The organism is Bradyrhizobium sp. CB3481 (genome assembly GCF_029714305.1).
GTDB lineage: Bacteria > Pseudomonadota > Alphaproteobacteria > Rhizobiales > Xanthobacteraceae > Bradyrhizobium.
In genome coordinates this window covers 6,197,970-6,216,462 of sequence record NZ_CP121647.1, presented here as the reverse complement: position 1 = coordinate 6,216,462, position 18,493 = coordinate 6,197,970, and the positions used below count along the sequence as shown (strand labels likewise).

The window sequence follows — 18,493 nt, the reverse complement described above, 5'->3', positions numbered from 1 at the left end:
CAGCAGGCGATGACACCATAACCGCCATAGCGCCGGCCTATGGTTTTAGAAGCCAAACGGCATTTCATCAAGTGAATGCGACCTGGCAGGGTGGCGGCAGCGAAATTCCACCCGAAAGGATCCGCCATGAATATCCAGCTTAAAACCCGGGGTGTTGCGGCCGCGCGCCCGCTGGCCGGCAAGGTCTCCCTCGTGACGGGATCGACCAGCGGTATCGGGCTCGGGATCGCCCGGGCGCTGGCGGAGGCCGGCTCGGCGGTGGTTCTGAACGGCCTCGGCATTGCGGCCGAGATCGCCAAAACCCGCGATCAAATCGAGGCCGATTTCGGCGTCGCAGTCAGCTATTCCGCGGCCGACATGACGAGCCATCAGGCGATCGCCGAGATGATCGCGTCGGCCGTCGCCAGTCACGGCCGGCTCGATATTGTCGTCAACAATGCCGGCATCCAGCACGTCGCGCCGCTCGAGCAATTTCCGGTCGAAAAGTGGGATGCGATTTTGTCGATCAACCTCTCGTCGGCATTCCACACCACGCGCCTGGCGCTGCCGGCAATGCGCCAGAACGTGTTCGGCCGCATCATCAACATCGCCTCGGCGCATGGTCTGGTCGCTTCGCCCTTCAAGGCAGCCTATGTCGCGGCCAAGCACGGCATTGTCGGGCTGACCAAGGTGACCGCGCTGGAGACGGCGGAAGACGGCATCACCTGCAATGCGATCTGCCCGGGCTACGTCTACACTCCGCTGGTCGAGGCGCAGATCGATGGCCAGGCCAAGGCGCACGGCATTTCCCGCGAAAAGATCATCCACGACGTGCTGCTGGCGCAGCAGCCGAACAAGCGCTTCGCCACCGTCGAAGAGTTGGGCGCGCTGACGGTTTTTCTCGCTACCGACGCCGCGGCGTCAATCACGGGCATCGCCCTGCCGGTCGACGGCGGCTGGACCGCGCATTGAGAAAGAGGATCGAGGAGCGTGTCATGCACAAGGCAAGCGAAGTCTGTATATCGCCTCACGTCGGCGCGCGGGCCAGCCAGGTCGTTCTGGTGCTTCAGGGCGGCGGCGCGCTCGGCTCCTATCAGGCTGGCGTCTATCAGGCGCTGAGCGAGGCCGGCATCGAGCCGGACTGGATTATCGGCACCTCGATCGGCGCCATCAACGCCGGCATGATCGCAGGCAATCTGCCGCACAACCGCCTGCCGCGGCTCCGCGAATTCTGGAAGCGGATGGAACAGAATCCGCTCTGGAGCTTTCGCGATATCTTTCCGGGCTTCAACGAAAAGCTCGCTTACTGGTCGACCGTGACCCACGGCATTCCCGGCTTCTTCCGGCCCAACCCGCTGGCCCATGCCGGCGACTCCTATCCGCTCGGGTCCGACCATGCCGGCTATTATTCCACCGCGCCGCTGGAGCAGACGTTGACGGAGCTGGTCGACTTCAATTTGGTCAATCAATGCACGCCGCGCCTGACCGTCGGCGCCGCGCATGTCCGCACCAGCCAGATGCGATATTTCGACAGCCGGGATGGCAAGCTTGGCGTCAAGCATGTCATGGCCTCCGGCGCATTGCCGCCGGCCTTCCCTGCGATCCGCATCGACGGCGAGCTTTACTGGGACGGTGGCATCCTGTCGAACACGCCGACGGAAGCCGTGTTCGACGATAATCCGCGCAAGAATTCGCTGATCTTCGCCGTGCATCTGTGGAATCCGGCGGGACCTGAGCCGACCACGATGGCGGAGGTGCTGAACCGCCACAAGGATGTGCAATATTCCAGCCGGATTGCCAGCCACATCGCCCGCCAGCAGCAGGCGCATCGGCTGCGTCATGTCATCAACCAGCTTGCCGCGCGCCTGCCGGAGGCCGAGCGCAACAGCGAGGCCGTGCGGGAGCTTGCCGGTTACGGCTGTCCGACGCGAATGCACGTCGTGCGGCTGCTTGCGCCGCAGCTCAGCCGCGAGGATCACACCAAGGATATCGACTTCAGCCCGTCCGGCATCATGCAGCGCTGGGACGCCGGTTACCGCCACACCAAAGCGGTGCTCGAAAGAAAGCCGTGGGTTGGCGAATTCGATCCGCTGTCGGGCGTCGTGCTCCACGAGCAGATGGAAGTCATGCCGGAAGCAGCGGAGTAGCCGTGGTCACGATGGAGGGCGCGATCGTCTTGCGGTACAGCGCGCTGTAAAGCGAAGCGGAGAGGTCCCAGCTGAACGAGCGGGCCATGGCGCTGCGCCGCATCGCATCGAGCTTGTCCTTGGCACGGAAAGCGTCGAACGCACGCCTGACGCCGCCGAGGAAAGACTCCGGCGACGGCTTTGCAAACAGGAATCCGGTTTCGCCGTCCTTGATGGTTTCCGCTAGACCTCCGGTCTGATGGCCGATCGGCAGCGATCCGAACCGCTGCGCGTACATCTGGCTCAGCCCGCACGGCTCGAACCGCGAGGGCATCAGCGTGAAATCGCTGCCGGCGAACATGCGCCGGGCCTGCGCGTCGTTGAAGCCGATGACGACGCCGATCGCATCCGGCCTGCGGCGATGCGCATCGACCAGCGCCTGTTCGATCTGCGGCTCACCGCTGCCGGTCACCACGATCTGTCCACCGGCCTCGATGATTTCGTCGGCAGCATGCAGCACGAGGTCGACGCCCTTCTGGTGCACCAGACGGGCGACAAGGGCAAACAGCGGGCCGCGTGTCAGCGCCAGGCCAAACTGCTTGCGGACATAGTCGGCATTGGCCTGCTTGCCTTCCCAATCGCCGGGGGCAAAGGTCTGTGCCAGCTGCGCGCAGGCGCTGGGATCCCAGCTTTCGTCGATGCCGTTCAGAATACCAGTCAGCTGCGCGGCGTTCGAGCGCTTCTGCAGCAGGCCTTCCAGCCCGCAGCCAAGTTCGCGCGTCGTGATCTCCCTGGCGTAGGTGGCGCTGACTGTGGTCAGGTGCGAAGCATAGACGAGGCCGCCTTTCAGGAACGACATGTGGTCGTAGAATTCCAGCCCGTCGATGTGGAACGAGCTCTCCGGTGCTCCGATCCGCCGCAGCGAGTCCGGCGGGAACAGGCCCTGATAGGCGAGATTGTGGATGGTCAGGATCGAGGGAATCCTCGAGCCCCTCCAAGCCAGATAGGCCGGCGCCAATGCGGCCTGCCAATCATTGGCATGGATCAGGTCTGCTGCCCAATTCTTGTCCAGGCTGCCTGCGGCAAGCTCGGCGGCGGCGGAGGCGAAGCGGCCGAACCTGATGTCATTATCCGGCCAGTCGCGTCCAGATTCGTCGCCATAGGGGTTGCCCGGCCGGTCGTAAAGTTCTGGGCAGATCAGAACATAGACCGGCAGACCATCCTTAGTGGCGGCCCTTCCGAGCAGGCAGGCCGGCATCTCCGCCAGGGCGGGGCATTCCCCAACGATTTCAATGTGGGTGAGCTGCTCGACGACGTCGTGATAGCCCGGCAGCATAATGCGGACGTCGCTCCAGCGGCGCAGCGCCCGCGGTAGGGCCGCGGAAACCGCGGCAAGACCGCCTACGCGGATGAAGTCATCCATTTCAGTGGTGACGAACAAGACCTTCAAGGCAACGTCCTCGTACCAGCCGTCACGAAACTCAATGAGAGCAATGCAAGAATGGGTCCAACTTCGAGACGTACAACGCGCGCTTCGGGCCGTCGTTCCTATGGGAACCACTTTCCTGACGAGGCTGCACAATTTAGGGTCACGGCCGCCACCAAAAACGAAGGGCCGCCAACGGCCGAAGGAGCGTTACGAAATGACCATAGCCGGCAATGATCAGAGGAATTTGACAGGCAGCTTCGCAGGCCTGCGGGTCCTCGATTTCTCAACCACGATTGCCGGGCCGCATTGTACACGAATGCTCGCCGATACGGGAGCGGAGGTTATCAAGATCGAGACCGAGGAGGGCGAGACGATGCGCACCCGCCCGCCGGTACGTAATAACTGCTCGACCGCGTTCGGCCAGCTCAATGTCGGCAAGAGGAGCCTCGTGCTGGATCTGAAATCGCCAAAGGGACTGGAGGCCGTGCGCCGGCTGGTCGCGACCGCGGACGTGCTGATCGAGAACTTCCGGCCCGGCGTGATGCGGCGATTGAAGCTCGATTATGCCTCCCTGCATGCTCTCAATCCGAAACTGGTCTATTGCTCGATCTCCGGATACGGCCAGACCGGCCCGTCGGCGGAATTGCCGGCCTATGCACCGGTGATTCACGCCGCCTCCGGTTATGATATGGCGCATCTGGCCTACCAGCCCGGTCGCAGCCGGCCGGACTATTGCGGCATTTATCTTGCCGACGTGCTGACCGGCGTCTACGCATTCGGCGCGGTTTCCGCCGCGCTCTATCAGCGCGCGTCGACCGGACAGGGCCAGCACATCGACGTCTCGATGCTCGAATCGATGCTGAGCCTGACGCTGAACGAAGTGCAATGGTCGCAATTCGAGGTGAAGCCGACGCAGCGGCCGACGTTCGGCCCGATCGAGACCACCGACGGCTACGTGATGATGGCGATCGCCAGCGAGAAAACGTTCCAGAGCCTGATGCAGGTGATTGGTCATCCCGAGTGGATCAGCGATCCGCGCTTTGCCAAATATTCCGATCGGCGAGAAAACTGGGTAAGCCTGATCGAAGGCGTCGAGGCATGGTCGCGCACCGTGACCACGGCGCAATGTCTCGCCGCGCTTAACGCACAGGGCGTTCCCTCGTCGGCCTACCGCACCGTCGCCGAGGCGCTGCGCGATCCGCAGATCGCCCATCGCGGCGCGCTCGCCGAGGTCGAGGACGGCGGCGGCACGTTCAAGGTGCTCAATCTGCCGTTCCGCATGTCCGCTGCCAGGGTGTCGGCGGCGCCGCGCATGTCGACGCTCGGCGAGCACACGCGCGCCTATCTGAAAGAGACCGGCCTTTCGGAGGATGAGATCGCGGCCTTCGCCGGCAAGGCACAGGAAACTGCGCGCGCCTGACGCGCGGTCCGCATAGCGAAATATGAACCTGCGGCTTTTCACCCGCCGCGTGTGATCGGCCTTGCCCGCGACTGCGTTTCCGGACAATCTTGCGGGCAAGCATCGACGATCCGGAACACCGGACGAACGGCACATCGGGAGGAATATCAATGAAAGCGGCGATCCGTTCGAGCGCGCTCGCGCGAATATTTCTTGTGGCGGGATTTGGCGTGGCATTGTCGGCTATGCCCGCCGGTGCGCAGAAGGCGGGCGGCAGCATCACCGTCGGGCTTGAGCTCGATATTCCCGGATTCGATCCGCTGAAGGTTGGAGTTTACGATACATCGGCAGAAACAGCGGCAGCAGCGATTTTCGACACGCTCGTTGCGCTCGATGACAATGGCAAACCGGTGCCGAAGCTGGCGTTGTCCTGGACGCATTCGGACGACTACAAGACCTGGACTTTCAAGCTGCGGCCAGGCGTCAAATTCCACGACGGCACGCCTTTCAATGCGCAAGCGGTCAAGGAAAATTTCGATCGGCAGAAAGACCCTGCCAACAAATGCCGCTGTGCCTTTTACATTGCCTACGTCAATAACGTGCAGGCGCCCGACGAATTGACGGTGGTCTATAATCTGAACGATCCGCAGGTGAACCAGCCCGCGCTGATGACCATTCAAAGTTCAAACAACGTTGTCCACTCGCCGACGGCGTGGAAGACCAAGGGCGACGACTATAACCGCAACCCAGTCGGCACCGGTCCCTTTATTCTGAAGTCATGGGCCGCGGGCGACCGCATGGTGCTGGAAAAGAATCCGGATTATTGGAACAAGGGTCATCCCTATCTCGACCGCATCGTGTTGAAGCCGTTGCCGGATGCGCAGTCGCGCTTTGCCAGCCTGCAGTCGGGCGAAGCCGACATCGTCTGGGCTGATGAATACGACCCCGACAACGTCATGAAGGCGCAGAAAGACCCGAAGATGAAGGTGCACACCTACGCCGGCTCCGGCGCGCAGGTTTACGCCATCAACACTAAGGTCGCACCGTTCGATGATGTCCGCGTGCGGCAGGCATTGGTGATGGCACTCGACCGCAAGAAGATGTCGCAGGCGATCACCAATGGCCTCGCACGACCCGCCAGCAATCCTTACGGCGACGGTTCCTGGGTCAAGTGCAAGGACGACGGTGCGCTTCCCGAAGACCTTGAGAAAGCAAAGGCGCTGATCAAGGACTATGGCAAGCCGGTCGAGTTCAAGTTTCTGGTTACCGCGACGCCGCGCGGCCGCGCCATCGGTCAGGTGCTCCAGCAGTTCTGGAAACGGGCAGGGGCCAATGCGGAGATCGAGCAGATCGATCAGGCCACGTTCCCGCCACGCGCCTTCATGCGCCAGTTTCAGGTCATAGGGTGGCGGATCGTCGATCTCGCCGATCCCGATCCGCAGATGTACGCCAATTTCCGTACCGGCAGTCCGGTCGCGCTTGCAAACTATTCCAATCCGGAGCTCGACCGGCTACTGGATCGTGCACGAGTCACGGCCGATCTGCAGAAGCGGATCGAGGACTATTGCGCGGTCAGCCGCATCGTGAACAAGGAGGCGATATGGTTCTGGACCTTCCAGAATACCTATTATGCGATCGCTACCTCCAAACTGAAGGGCCTGCCCAAGATCTACCACGGAGTAATCGACGTATCGGACACCTGGCTGGAATAATCTTCCATGCTGTTGTTTGTTGCGCGTAGGCTTCTGTACCTCGTACCGGTGCTGATCGCCGTATCGCTGTTGACGTTCTTCATCGCTTCGCTGCTGCCGGGCGATCTCGCCTATGTGATACTTGGCGATCAGGCGACGCCGGAGAACGTTGCTGCTCTTCGCAAGGACATGGGGCTCGATCAGCCGATTTATGTCCGTTACTTCGGCTGGCTCGCCAACATCCTGCAGGGCGACTTCGGCCGATCGTTCCGCACCGGGCAAACCGTGCTGCAGGCCGTGACCGAACGGCTGCCGGTGTCGATCGAGCTGATGCTTCTGGCCGAAATCATCGGCCTCGTCATCGGCGTTCCCCTGGCGATCGTCTGCGCCGCCCGCAGCGGCAGCGGGTTTGACCGCTTCATGACCGGCAGCGCCTTTGCCATGCTTTCGGTGCCGGCTTTCCTGTCCGCGATCCTGCTGATCTATCTGTTTGCGGTGGAACTGCGCTGGCTGCCCGCAACGGGCTACGTCCCGTTTGCAGAAGATCCGGCCGCAAACCTACGCTTCATGGTGTTGCCGGCGCTGACGCTGGCGCTCGCGGAATGGCCGGGGATCATGCGGGTGCTGCGCTCTGATATGATCGCGACCCTGCAGGAAGATTATATCGCGCTGGCGAAAGCCAAGGGACTGAAGGCCTCGCGCATCCTGTTCGTGCATGCGCTAAAACCCTCATCGCTCACGCTGGTCACGATAACAGGTATCAATATCGGGCGATTGATCGGCGGCACGGTGATCGTGGAAACGATCTTCGCACTCCCGGGAATCGGCCGTCTCCTGGTCGGCGCGATCTACACCCGTGACCTCATCATCCTGCAGGGCGTGGTGCTGATCGTCGCCGCCGGCTTCGTTATCATGAACTTCATCGTCGACCTGCTCTACGCAGTTCTCGATCCCAGGATTCGCCATGGCCACGCTTGAACTTACGCTCGACGAGGATGCCGCGGCGCAACCTGCCAAGCGCGGACGGCGGTTGGGACTGCTGTTCTGGATGGCGACTGGCTGGATGATTTTCATGTTCGCGGTCGCAATCCTTGCGCCCGTGCTGCCGCTGCCGAGTCCGACCGACATGGACATGCTGGAGCGGCGCGCGCCAATCTCCGCAGAGCATTGGCTGGGGACCGACGGCCTTGGCCGCGACGAGCTATCAAGGTTGATCTACGGGGCGCGGATATCGCTGGTGGTCGGGATATGCGCGTCGGTGATTGGGCTCATCATCGGCGGTGCGCTCGGCATGCTCGCGGGCTATTTCCGTGGCCGGTTCGAAACGATGGTGGTCGGCAGCATGGATGTGCTGCTGGCGTTTCCGCCTTTGATCCTGGCGCTCGCCGTGACCGCCTTTCTCGGACAATCGATCTTCTATCTGACCTGCATTCTCGGCGTGCTCAGCGTTCCCGCCTTTATGCGCGTGGCTCGTGCGGCGACTCTTACGCTGGCGCGACGTGAATTCGTGATTGCAGCTCAGGCTTTGGGGGCGACGCATGCGCGCATCCTGCTGCGGGAACTCTTGCCCAATGTCATGTTGCCGCTGTTGGCGTTCTTCCTGCTCGGCGTTGCAGTCCTCATCGTGGTCGAAGGCGCCTTGTCCTTCCTCGGGCTCGGCGTGCCACCGCCGATATCGAGCTGGGGCAGCATGATCGGGGAGGGGCGTGAGAGCCTCGAAGTGGCGCCACGGCTCGCCTTCCTGCCGGCGGCGGCGATGTTCCTCACCGTGCTTTCCTTCAATCTCATCGGCGACGCGCTGCGTGCGCTCACCGATCCACGTCAGGGCGCGCTGTGATCGGGAACACCTTGCTTTCGATCGAGGATGTCGTGGTCGACCTGCCGACCCCGCGCGGCAATCTGCGCGCGGTGGATCGGGTCAACCTGACACTTGGCGCCGGCCAGACGCTCGGCGTCGTCGGCGAATCCGGCTGCGGCAAGACCATGCTGTCGCGCGCCATCCTGCAATTGCTGCCGAAGAAGGCCAAGCTTGCCGGCCGCGTGATGTTCGATGGGCAGGACCTGTTGCGACTTTCGCCGGAGAAGCTGCGCAAGCTCCGTGGCCGATCGCTGGCGGTGGTGTTTCAGGACCCGATGACCTCGCTCAATCCGGTGCTCACCATCGGCACCCAGTTGATCGAGACGTTGCAGGAGCATCTCGAGCTGGACGATGCCGCCGCCGCCAGGCGCAGCGTCGAATTGCTCGCGGCGGTCGGCATTCCCGCGCCCGAGCAGCGGCTCGCGCAGTATCCGCACCAGCTCTCGGGCGGCATGCGGCAGCGCGTGGCGATCGCAATCGCGCTGTCGTGCGAGCCGAAGCTGCTGATCGCCGACGAGCCGACCACCGCGCTCGACGTCACGATCCAGGCCCAGATCCTTGATCTGCTGGCGCGCGAGCAGCAACGCCGCCACATGGCGATGATCATCATCACCCACGACCTCGGCGTCGTCGCCGGCCGGACCGACGAGGTCGCGGTCATGTATGCCGGCCGCGTTGTCGAGCGCGCGCCGACGCCTGCCTTGTTCAAGAACATGCGAATGCCCTACACCGAAGCGCTGCTGGCGGCCTTGCCCAGGCTCGACACTGCGCCCCACACGCCGCTGCCGGCAATCTCGGGGCGGCCGCCCGATCCGACCCGGCCGCTGCGGGGCTGTTCGTTCTCGCCGCGCTGCCGCTATGCGGTCGCCCGCTGCCGGGCCGAGAAGCCGTCACTCGAGTCGGCGGAGACGAGCGCGCACCAGTTCGCCTGCTTCCATCCGATCGAGACCCATGCGGAGGCCGGCGCGTGATGCTGCAATCTGTCCCGGCTACTTCACCTGGCGCGCTACTCAAGGTCGACGATCTCGTCGTGGAATACCCGGTCGGCGCGAAGACCGTTCATGCCGTCTCGGGCGTGTCCTTGCAGATCGCCCGCGGCGAAACGCTGGGCCTGGTCGGCGAATCCGGTTGCGGAAAATCGACGCTCGGCCGTGCGGTGCTGCAACTGCGCCGGCCGACCGCGGGGCGCGTCCTGTTCGACGGGAACGATCTCACGGCGATGCAGGGCGATGCCCTGCGGAAGATGCGCCGGCGCGTGCAACTGATCTTCCAGGACCCGATCGCCTCGCTGAACCCGCGCCGTAAGATCGGCGACATCGTCGCCGAGCCGCTGGTGATCGCGGGCGTCAAGGATCCGGACAAACGCAAGCAACTCGTCGACGAGGTGCTCAGCGCGGTCGGTCTCGATCCGGCGATCGTGAGCGGGCGGCTGCCGCACGAATTTTCCGGTGGACAGTGCCAGCGCATCTGCATCGCCCGCGCGCTCATTCTCAATCCGGAGTTCATCGTCTGCGACGAGCCGGTCTCTGCGCTCGATGTTTCGATCCGCGCCCAGATCCTTAACCTCCTGGAGGAGATGAAGGCCCGGTTCGGATTGACGCTATTGTTCATCGCGCATGATCTGGCGGTCGTGAAGGCGGTCAGCGACCGTGTCGCGGTGATGTATCTCGGCCGGCTCTGCGAGGTCAGCCCGTCCGAGCAGTTGTTCGCAAGACCGGCGCATCCCTATACCGCGCTCTTGATCGAAGCGATCCCGGTGCCGGATCCCGACGTCCGTCCCACGGTATCAGTGCCGGTCGGGGAACCGCCGTCGCCGATCGCGCCGCCGTCGGGATGCCGGTTTCGTACCCGCTGCCCGCGTGCGGATGCGCGATGCAGCGCCGAGGTGCCGGAGCTTCGCGCCGTCGCGCCGGGCCAGTTCGCGGCCTGCCATCACCCGTTGATCTGAACAGTCCGCCGCGGCCTGCGTTTGTCTCGCCCGGGCAGACGTGGCAATGTCCGCGCAAGAAATTCCGGTCCCAAGAACAAGAATGACGGGAGAGTAGCGATGAAGAGTTTTCAGGTCGCCGAGTTCAACGCCCCCCTGAAAGAGGTCGATCAGGACACGCCGCAGCCGACGGGCACGCAGGTGCTGATCAAGGTCAAGGCGGCCGGCGTCTGTCACAGCGACCTTCACATCTGGGAAGGCGGCTATGATCTCGGCCATGGCCGCAAGCCGCTGTCATTGAAGGACCGCGGCGTGTCGCTGCCGCGCACGATGGGCCATGAGACCGTCGGTGAGATCGTGGCGTTCGGGCCGGATGTCAGCGCGGCCGACAAGGGCGATCTCAAGGTTGGCGATGTGGCGCTGGTCTATCCCTGGCTCGGCTGCGGCAAATGCCCGACCTGCCTCGGCGGCGACGAGAACATGTGCGCCATCAAGCCGAATTCGCTCGGCGTCTATTGCGACGGCGGCTATGCCGATCACATGACCGTGCCGAACCCGAAATACCTGTTGAACCTGAAGGGGCTCGATCCGGTGACGGCCGCGCCTTATGCCTGTTCCGGCGTCACCACCTATAGCGCACTGAAGAAGGTCGAGTTCGCCTTCGACTCGCCGATCGTGATCTTCGGCGCCGGTGGGCTCGGCCTGATGGCGCTGTCGCTGCTGAAGGCGATGGGCGGCAAGGGCGCCATCGTCGTCGACATCGACGCGCGCAAGCGCGAGGCGGCGGAAGCTGCGGGCGCGCTCGCCACCGTCGATGGCAAGGCGCCGGACGCGCTGGAACAGCTCGCGAAGAAGGCGGGCGGGCCGATCCGCGCGGTGATCGATCTCGTCGGCAACGCGCAGACCACGCAGCTCGGCTTCGATTGTCTCACCAAGGGCGGCAAGCTCGTCATCGTCGGCCTGTTCGGCGGCGGTGCGACCTTTGCGCTGCCGCTGATCCCGATCAAGGCGATCACCATCCAGGGCAGCTATGTCGGCAATTTGCGGGAGACCCAGGAGTTGCTCGAGCTCGTCCGCAACAAGATGATCGCGCCGATCCCGGTGACGACGATGCCGCTCGCGAAAGCCAATGAAGCGCTCATCGATCTGCAGAAGGGCAAGTTGGTGGGCCGCGCGGTGTTGACGCCGTAAGCCCCCGCTGTTGCCGCCGTCATTGCGAGGAGCTCGCGACAAAATTGCAAAGCAATTTTGCGCCGAAGCGACGAAGCAATCTATCCATCCGTTCTGCCGAGATATGGATTGCCTCGCGGAGCTTGTCATCGGGCGCACATTCGTGCGACCCGTTGGCTCGCAATGACGGCAGCTATCATTTTCATTCTTCCAAGGAACGCCCATGTCCGCAAATAACGCCCTCCACATCGCCGTGCTCGGCGGCGATGGTATCGGCCCTGAAGTGATGGCGCCGGCGCTTGAAGTTTTGCGCAGGATCGAGGCGGCGTCCGATCTCAAATTCCGTTTCACCGAGGCGCCGGCCGGTGCCAACAATTATCTCGCGACCGGCAAATCGATGCCCGACAGCACCGTGCGGCTGTGTGAGGAGGCGGACGCTATCCTGCTCGGCGCCTGTGGCCTGCCGTCGGTGCGCTACCCTGATAACACCGAGATCGCCCCGCAGATCGAGCTGCGCTTCCATTTCGACCTCTATGCCGGCGTGCGCCCGGCGCGGCTGATCCCGGGCGTGCCGAGCCCGATCGTCGGGGCCGATGCGCGCGGCATCGACCTCGTGCTCATCAGGGAATCGACCGAAGGCCTGTTCGCCTCGATGGGCAAGGGCGTCGTGACCGAAACCGATGCGCGCGAGACGCTCGTCATCACCCGCAAGACCTCCGAGCGGCTGTTCGAATTTTCCTTCAGGCTCGCCGAGCGGCGCAAGGCCCGCGGCAAGGCGAACGGCGGCCTGACCTGCGTCGACAAGGCGAACGTGTTCAGGGCTTTTGCGTTCTTTCGCGAGATGTTCGATGAAGCCGCCAAGCGCCACCCGGACGTCAGAACGGACCGGGTCTATGTCGATGCCTGCTCGCTGATGATGGTGAAGCGGCCCTGGGATTTCGACGTCATGGTGACGGAGAACATGTTCGGCGACATTCTCTCCGATCTCGCCGCCGGCCTGATCGGCGGCCTCGGCATGGCGCCATCGGCGGACATCGGCGACCGCTATGCCGTGTTCCAGCCCTGCCACGGCACCGCGCCCGACATCATGGGGCAGGGCAAGGCCAACCCGACCGCGATGATCCTCTCGGCCGCGATGATGCTGGACTGGCTCGCCGAAAAGCACGGCCTCGAAAGCGCTGCAGAGGCCGGCGAGCGCATCGAGCGCGCCGTGGACAAGGCCTATGCCGGCGGCATCAAGCCGATGGAATTCGGCGGCAGCAACGGCACGGCTGACGTGACGAAGGCGGTGCTGGCGGGGTTATAGGCTAGGCATGACCAAGGAGCGCGTATTGATCGTCGCCTTGTATGTCCGTAAGCCACGGTCGTCATACCCCGCGAAGGCGGGGTATCCAGTACGCCGCGGCTTCTCGGTTCAATCATTGGCGTCTCTGGAATACTGGATCATCCGCCTTCGCGGATGATGACTGCGGAGAGTGGACTCCAACAATCACCGCCCCTTGAACAGCGGCTTGCGCTTCTCCATGAAAGCCGTTCGCCCCTCGCGGAAATCCTCGCTATCCATGCAGGCGCGGCCGATCGCCTTGATCGCCTCCATGTCGCGCTTGCTCTCGTCCTTGAGCACCTCGGCGATGGTGATCTTCGCGGCCTTGATGGCGAGCGGCGCGTTGCCGGAGATGGTGCGGGCGATCTCCATGGTCGCATTCCAGAGTTCACCGTCCGGCAGCACGCGGTCGACGAGGCCGATGCGCAGCGCCTCGCTCGCCTCGATGCGCATGCCCGTATACATGATGAGCCGAGCCCAGGACGGGCCGACCAGCGACACCAGATGCTTGAGGCCGTCATACCCATAGGCAATGCCGAGCTTTGCTGCGGGAATGCCGAACTGGCTGTTGTCGGAGGCGATGCGCATATCCGTCAGCATCGCGACCTGCATGCCGCCGCCGAGACAGAAGCCGCGAATGCAGGCGATCGTCGGTTTCGGGTAGCTTGCGAGCAGCGCGCGCTGCGCCTCGCTCCGCTTCGAATATTCCTCCGAGGCCGCTGCATTGTGGCGGGTCTTTTCGAATTGGCTGATGTCGGCGCCCGACACGAAAGCCTTGTCGCCGGCGCCGACTAGGATGACCACGCGCACGGCGGGATCGTCGCGCAGGCTGGTCAGCGCGTAACCGAGCCCCTCCCACATCTCGAGCGACATCGCGTTGCGCTTGTCGGGGTTGTTGAATGTGATGACGCCGACGCCATCGCTGACGCTTTGCAGGATCTTGCCGTCGGCATGGGCGATTTCGGCGGATTTGGGGATATCGAGCACGGGTTGTGACCTTCCGTCGCGGGGCGTTGTCCATTGTCGGACAAGCATCGCGCCGAGGTCAATCGTCGCATTTTTCACGGCAGGGAGGCGTGGAAGTCAGGCGCGGCGGAGGGAGGGCCGTTGGCGCACGGCCAGGCTTACGCGCGGAGGGGCAGGGCAGATGGTGACGAAGACATTACGGAGGCTGGACCCCCGCGGCTATTTCGCCCAAGCGTGCCGCGCAGCCTTCGTACTGTGTCGTGGCCGGACTTCGCCATTTCGATGGCGACAAACCGATCTTGTCTCCGGCCGGCTCAAGATCAGGCCTAGCGCAGCAACAGGCTACCCGGCGATTTCCCGCGTTGATTGGTCGGGTCCGCGGTGCTGCGATCCAGGCGCGATATTGCCTAGCCTTCGTTGGCGGCGATCGATTCCATCAAAGACACCAGCTGACGCTGCACCGTCTGGTCCTTGATCTTGCTGTAGGCGCGCAGCAGCCGCAGGCTGAAGGCGCTGTCCAGGAAGAGCAGGCTCTCGACTTCGCGTGCCTTGTTGTCGCCATCGTAGAAGAAGGTCACCGGCACATCGAGCGCGGTCGCGATCTGCTGAAGACGGGCAGCGCCGACGCGGTTGACGCCCTTCTCATACTTCTGGACCTGCTGGAAGCTGACGCCGAGCTTGTCGCCGAGCTCCGCCTGAGAGATCTTCTGCTCCACACGCCGCAGCCTGATCCGCTTGCCCAATTCGATATCGGGTTTGCCAGCGCTGCGCTGCTTCATCTTCTTCGCTGCTGATCTGTTCATTCTGGTTTTACCGTCCTTCAATCGGGAAACCCTGGCAAAAGTAGGTCAGGGATTCCTCCACAATTTTGCCTATTTAAAGTCAGTCCAACCCGTGAGTTGTATCGGAACACAGGAATCCTGAGAGATTGCAGGATGGTAGCCAAACGCCTACGCGTATTGGAAGCATCCTGATACCGGTACGGGCAACCACCTAAGGCTGTCTGCACCCGGGGCATGTTGGCAAAACCCCGCTCTCTACATTTGACAAAATATTCGACAAACCACAACCACCGCGAGTTCAAAGGTCACAGATTTTGGCCGGGCATGCTTACTATCTCGCGGTCTCCCACCGGGTTTCTACGGGAGTTTGCCCGCAGAAAGTGCGTCGGTTGCTACACGTCGCCGCTTGCTACGCGAAATTTTCACGGGGCTGATGCCTGACAAAATGCAGCAGGCTTCAGCCTCGGTTTTCCGATCAGCGTCGTTCGGGAAATTGCGGTAACATGTGCATGCTGCACTATCGGAATTAAGCAAATCGACCGGCGACGTCGCCGTCGCACTTGTGGGAATATTTCGCATACGCCTTGCCGGCGCAGGGCAGATTCGACATCCCGCAACATTTGCAACCAGTCAGTTGGTTGACCTGAACGGGCGACGTCCACAGGCGTTCGATGTTGCTCGCCATTCCATATGCGGCAGTGCGATCACAGCGCGGCTGGCGCCGGGAAGCGTCGCTTCGAGCGAGATGGCTGCAGCCGGGTTGGCGTGATTGCAACCATCGCCAGGCCGCTGTGGCCTATAGTGTCGGCTACGACTTAAATTGGCTTCCAAGGCCGCACCGTTTTGCATACGCTTTGCGTGGGTGGCCGCGTCGTCGGCCAGGCCCAAAGTCCCGCCTACAAGGGACGGGCATGACAGGGGAGGAACGCGATGAAGCGAAGAACCGTACTTGCGGGGCTTGGAGCGACGGCGGCTGCCGGCGTGCTGGGCATGCCGTCGATCCTGCGGGCGCAGGCATCCATCTCGCTCAACGGAGCCGTTCAGTTCAACGACGATCACGCCTTCAATCGGGCGCTGCTCCGCTTCGAGGAGCTGGTAAAAAAATACTACGGCAAGCCGATCAATTTCACGCTGCACCGCAACTCGTCGCTCGGCCTCGAGAAGCAATATTTCGAGTACATGTCGCAGGGCAAGGCGGTCGATTACGGCATCGTTTCGCCAGCGCATATGTCGACCTTCGCCAAGGCGGCACCGTTCATTGATGCACCCTTTGTGTTCAAGGGCATCGAGCACATGAACAAGGTGGTGGAAGCCAACATTCTGGCGCCGATCGCCGACGAGGTTGCCGCCAAGGCCGAGGTGGTGCTGATCGGCTATGCCGGCGGCGGTGTCCGCAACATCTTCGCCAACAAGCCGCTCAAGAATCTCGCCGACCTCAAGGGCCTCAAGGTGCGCGTGCAGGGCGCGCCGATCTGGTCAAAGACGTTCGCGGCGGTCGGCATGAGCCCGACGGTGATCGCCTATAACGAGATCTACAATGCGATTCAAAACGGCGTGATCGCGGCCGGCGAGAACGAGGCGGCCGGCGTCGAGGCGATGAAGTTCTATGAAGTCGCGCCGCACCTCAACCTGACCCAGCACGCGGTCTCGATCCGGCCGATCTGCTTCTCGGTGAAGACGTTGAAGACATTGCCGAAGGATCTGCAGGACGCCATCATGAAGGCCGGCAAGGAAGCCGGCGACTACGGCCGCCAGCTGGAATCGAGCGAGGAAACCATCAAGCTCGACACGCTGGAGAAGGCGGGCAAGCTCAAGCGCGTGCCGTTCGAGGAACGCGACGCCATGAAGAAGCTCGCCGATCCCGTGATGGCCACCTACGCCAAGGAAATCGGCGCCGAGGGCATCTACGAGAAGATCAACATGGCTTGAGACTGTCGGCGAGCTGACAGGACGTTGGGGCAGGCCGTTCGGCTTGCCCCATTCCGTGACCGTTATTCCCCGGAGCCATGATGACTGAAATACCGATGCCGCCGAACCCGTCGCTGTGGCGACGCGCGACGGCGGCCTATGCCAAATTGCTGGAATTTTTGCTCGCCGCCTGCGTCGGCATTCTGATCATCCCCGTCACGCTGCAGATCGTCTCGCGCTACACGTCGCTGATTCCGTCCTACATCTGGACCGAGGAGATGGCGCGCTTCCTGTTCGTCTGGACGATCATGATCGGCGCCATGGTCGGGATCCGCGAATCCCAGCACTTCGAGGTCGACATCTGGCCCAATCTGTCGCGGCGCAGCGAAGCCGCGGTGCGGATTGCCGCACGCCTCGGCGTCTTGGCGATGGCGGTGGTGTTCGTCTGGGCCGGGCTCGAATTCACGCGGTTTGCCTGGAACCGGACCTCCGAACTGGCCGACCTGCCGCTCTGGCTGATCCACGTCGCCTGGCCCGTTGCAGGCGTGACGTGGATCGTGTTCGCGGGCGAGCAGATTCTTGATGAAGCGCGGATTCTGTTTGGGGCGCAGCAATGAGCGGTAACGTACTTTCTGCCGGCCAGGCCGCGCTCGTCCTGTTCGGCAGCTTCGTCGGCCTGCTCATCATTCGCGTGCCGGTCGCCTTTGCGCTTGGCCTTGCCTGCGTGCCGATCCTGATGATCGAGCCGCGCCTGTCGATCATGACGCTCGCGCAGGAAACCTTCAACGCCTACAACTCATTCATCCTGCTGGCGGTGCCGTTCTTTCTGCTCACCGCCAATTTGATGGGCATCGGCGGCATCACCGACCGTCTGGTCGCATTGTCGCGCTCGATGGTTGGGCACTGGCCAGGGTCGCTGGCGCAGATCAACGTCGTGCTGAGCGTGTTCTTTGCCGGCATTTCCGGCTCTTCCACCGCGGATGCCGCCAGCCAGTCCAAGATCTTCATCGATGCCCAGACCAAGGAGGGCTACGACCTCTCGTTCTCGATCGCCATCACGGCAGTCTCAGCCGTGCTCGCGGTGATCATTCCGCCCTCGATCCTGATGATCGTGTGGGGCGGGCTGATCTCGACCTCGATCGCGGCGATGTATCTTGCCGGCATCGTTCCCGGCCTTTTGATCGCGGGCGCGCAGATGGCGACGGTGCATGTCTATGCCGTGCGCCGCGGCTATCCGACCTACCCGAAATCGACCTGGAGCGATATCGGCTATGCCATCTGGCGGTCGATACCGGCATTGATGACGCCGTTCATCATCGTCGGCGGCATCCTGCTCGGATGGTTCACCGCCACCGAATCCGCTTGCGTCGCGGTGCTCTATTCCGTCGCCTTGTCGATGTTCTTCTATCGTGAGACCGGCTGGCGTGAGCTCTACAAGGCGCTGCTCGACACCGGGCGGCTGGCCGGCGTCGCGCTGTTCTGCGTCGGCACCGCCAGCGCCTTCGGCTGGCTGCTTGCCTACTACAGGATTCCGCAGGAGCTGCTCGCCAATGTTTCGACCTGGGGCATGGGCACCATCGCCGCCGGCTTCTTCATCGCCTTCTGCTTCCTGGTCGTTGGCTGCTTCCTCGATGCCATTCCGGCGATCGTGATCGTCGGCACGGTGCTGGAGCCGCTCGCCAGGTCGGTCGACCTGCATCCGGTGCAGTTTGCGATCATCTCGATCGTATCGCTGGCGTTCGGCCTGGTGACGCCGCCCTACGGCCTGTGCCTGATGATTGCCTGTGCGATCGCGGGCGTGCGGCTGCGCTATGCGCTCAAGGATACGGTGATCATGCTGATCCCGATGCTGCTGGTGCTGGCCGCCGTCATCATCTGGCCGAGCGTATCGCTGTTCCTGCCGCGGCTGATCGTGCCGGAGATGCTGAAATAGA

The 18,493-nt window shown here is 62.9% G+C and carries 16 protein-coding genes; 13 read left to right on the top strand and 3 right to left on the bottom strand.

All coding sequences use genetic code 11. The annotated features are described in order from the left end of the window. Positions 1–126 precede the first annotated feature (126 nt). Both QA643_RS30230 and QA643_RS30225 read left to right on the top strand, forming a co-directional pair. Positions 127–951 (top strand): 3-hydroxybutyrate dehydrogenase, encoded by an 825-nt coding sequence (locus QA643_RS30230; RefSeq protein WP_283029314.1) that lies wholly within the window; start codon positions 127–129, stop codon positions 949–951. 23 nt (positions 952–974) lie between these two features. Continuing rightward, positions 975–2,126 carry a patatin-like phospholipase family protein gene (locus QA643_RS30225; protein WP_283029313.1) on the top strand — a complete coding sequence of 384 codons (1,152 nt, stop codon included), beginning with the start codon at positions 975–977 and terminating at the stop codon, positions 2,124–2,126. On the opposite strand, the gene glgA is transcribed toward QA643_RS30225, so the two are convergent. After that, positions 2,104–3,555: a glycogen synthase GlgA gene (gene glgA, locus QA643_RS30220; RefSeq protein WP_283029312.1), complete on the bottom strand. Its 1,452-nt coding sequence runs from the start codon at positions 3,553–3,555 to the stop codon at positions 2,104–2,106. The two genes, QA643_RS30225 and glgA, sit on opposite strands and share 23 nt — an antisense overlap. A gap of 193 nt (positions 3,556–3,748) precedes the next feature. On the opposite strand from glgA, the gene QA643_RS30215 reads away from it, so the two are divergent. The 8 genes from QA643_RS30215 (at position 3,749) to QA643_RS30180 (ending at position 12,885) form a co-directional block, all read left to right on the top strand. Beyond that, positions 3,749–4,954, top strand: coding sequence for a CoA transferase (locus QA643_RS30215; RefSeq protein ID WP_283029311.1), 1,206 nt, complete (start codon positions 3,749–3,751; stop codon positions 4,952–4,954). A 149-nt stretch (positions 4,955–5,103) separates the two neighbouring features. Next, the gene (locus QA643_RS30210; protein ID WP_283029310.1) at positions 5,104–6,645 is read left to right on the top strand and encodes an ABC transporter substrate-binding protein; all 1,542 of its coding nucleotides are present in this window, start codon (positions 5,104–5,106) and stop codon (positions 6,643–6,645) included. Positions 6,646–6,651: 6 nt separating this feature from the next. Then, positions 6,652–7,602 (top strand): ABC transporter permease, encoded by a 951-nt coding sequence (locus QA643_RS30205; protein WP_283029309.1) that lies wholly within the window; start codon positions 6,652–6,654, stop codon positions 7,600–7,602. Further along, on the top strand, positions 7,589–8,461 hold the full coding sequence (locus QA643_RS30200) for an ABC transporter permease (protein WP_283029308.1): 873 nt from the start codon (positions 7,589–7,591) through the stop codon (positions 8,459–8,461). Before QA643_RS30205 ends, QA643_RS30200 begins: the two co-directional genes overlap by 14 nt. Next, complete coding sequence (locus QA643_RS30195; protein ID WP_283034975.1) at positions 8,461–9,453, top strand: ABC transporter ATP-binding protein; 993 nt, start codon at positions 8,461–8,463, stop codon at positions 9,451–9,453. The genes QA643_RS30200 and QA643_RS30195 overlap by 1 nt, the downstream gene beginning before the upstream one ends. Beyond that, a complete protein-coding gene (locus tag QA643_RS30190) occupies positions 9,453–10,430 on the top strand; it encodes an oligopeptide/dipeptide ABC transporter ATP-binding protein (RefSeq protein WP_283029307.1) in 978 nt (325 codons plus the stop codon). The genes QA643_RS30195 and QA643_RS30190 overlap by 1 nt, the downstream gene beginning before the upstream one ends. 99 nt (positions 10,431–10,529) lie before the next feature. Beyond that, positions 10,530–11,600 carry an alcohol dehydrogenase gene (locus tag QA643_RS30185; RefSeq protein WP_283029306.1) on the top strand — a complete coding sequence of 357 codons (1,071 nt, stop codon included), beginning with the start codon at positions 10,530–10,532 and terminating at the stop codon, positions 11,598–11,600. Positions 11,601–11,802: 202 nt separating this feature from the next. Beyond that, positions 11,803–12,885 carry an isocitrate/isopropylmalate dehydrogenase family protein gene (locus QA643_RS30180; protein WP_283029305.1) on the top strand — a complete coding sequence of 361 codons (1,083 nt, stop codon included), beginning with the start codon at positions 11,803–11,805 and terminating at the stop codon, positions 12,883–12,885. A 183-nt stretch (positions 12,886–13,068) separates the two neighbouring features. Here QA643_RS30180 and QA643_RS30175 read toward each other — a convergent pair whose 3' ends face one another. Together QA643_RS30175 and QA643_RS30170 are read right to left on the bottom strand one after the other, a co-directional pair. Further along, complete coding sequence (locus QA643_RS30175; protein WP_283029304.1) at positions 13,069–13,890, bottom strand: enoyl-CoA hydratase; 822 nt, start codon at positions 13,888–13,890, stop codon at positions 13,069–13,071. A 386-nt stretch (positions 13,891–14,276) separates the two neighbouring features. Next, positions 14,277–14,672 (bottom strand): helix-turn-helix transcriptional regulator, encoded by a 396-nt coding sequence (locus tag QA643_RS30170; protein WP_283029303.1) that lies wholly within the window; start codon positions 14,670–14,672, stop codon positions 14,277–14,279. A gap of 909 nt (positions 14,673–15,581) precedes the next feature. Here QA643_RS30170 and QA643_RS30165 point away from each other — a divergent pair. From QA643_RS30165 to QA643_RS30155, 3 genes are all read left to right on the top strand, one after another. Then, positions 15,582–16,580 carry a TRAP transporter substrate-binding protein gene (locus QA643_RS30165; RefSeq protein WP_283029302.1) on the top strand — a complete coding sequence of 333 codons (999 nt, stop codon included), beginning with the start codon at positions 15,582–15,584 and terminating at the stop codon, positions 16,578–16,580. Between the two features lie 80 nt (positions 16,581–16,660). After that, positions 16,661–17,176 (top strand): TRAP transporter small permease, encoded by a 516-nt coding sequence (locus QA643_RS30160; protein WP_283029301.1) that lies wholly within the window; start codon positions 16,661–16,663, stop codon positions 17,174–17,176. Continuing rightward, entirely contained in the window at positions 17,173–18,492 is a 1,320-nt protein-coding gene (locus QA643_RS30155) for a TRAP transporter large permease (protein ID WP_283029300.1), read from the top strand. The genes QA643_RS30160 and QA643_RS30155 overlap by 4 nt, the downstream gene beginning before the upstream one ends. The last annotated feature ends 1 nt before the right edge of the window (position 18,493 follow it).

Excerpts from the sequence above, each read along its gene's own strand:
- QA643_RS30190 (WP_283029307.1), top strand. The coding sequence starts at position 9,453 with ATGCTGCAATCTGTCCCGGCTACTTCACCTGGCGCGCTACTCAAGGTC.
- QA643_RS30230 (WP_283029314.1), top strand. The coding sequence starts at position 127 with ATGAATATCCAGCTTAAAACCCGGGGTGTTGCGGCCGCGCGCCCGCTG.
- QA643_RS30200 (WP_283029308.1), top strand. The coding sequence starts at position 7,589 with ATGGCCACGCTTGAACTTACGCTCGACGAGGATGCCGCGGCGCAACCT.
- QA643_RS30225 (WP_283029313.1), top strand. The coding sequence starts at position 975 with ATGCACAAGGCAAGCGAAGTCTGTATATCGCCTCACGTCGGCGCGCGG.
- QA643_RS30205 (WP_283029309.1), top strand. The coding sequence starts at position 6,652 with ATGCTGTTGTTTGTTGCGCGTAGGCTTCTGTACCTCGTACCGGTGCTG.
- QA643_RS30160 (WP_283029301.1), top strand. The coding sequence starts at position 16,661 with ATGACTGAAATACCGATGCCGCCGAACCCGTCGCTGTGGCGACGCGCG.
- QA643_RS30155 (WP_283029300.1), top strand. The coding sequence starts at position 17,173 with ATGAGCGGTAACGTACTTTCTGCCGGCCAGGCCGCGCTCGTCCTGTTC.
- QA643_RS30215 (WP_283029311.1), top strand. The coding sequence starts at position 3,749 with ATGACCATAGCCGGCAATGATCAGAGGAATTTGACAGGCAGCTTCGCA.
- QA643_RS30170 (WP_283029303.1), bottom strand. The coding sequence starts at position 14,672 with ATGAACAGATCAGCAGCGAAGAAGATGAAGCAGCGCAGCGCTGGCAAA.
- QA643_RS30180 (WP_283029305.1), top strand. The coding sequence starts at position 11,803 with ATGTCCGCAAATAACGCCCTCCACATCGCCGTGCTCGGCGGCGATGGT.
- QA643_RS30210 (WP_283029310.1), top strand. The coding sequence starts at position 5,104 with ATGAAAGCGGCGATCCGTTCGAGCGCGCTCGCGCGAATATTTCTTGTG.
- QA643_RS30185 (WP_283029306.1), top strand. The coding sequence starts at position 10,530 with ATGAAGAGTTTTCAGGTCGCCGAGTTCAACGCCCCCCTGAAAGAGGTC.
- QA643_RS30165 (WP_283029302.1), top strand. The coding sequence starts at position 15,582 with ATGAAGCGAAGAACCGTACTTGCGGGGCTTGGAGCGACGGCGGCTGCC.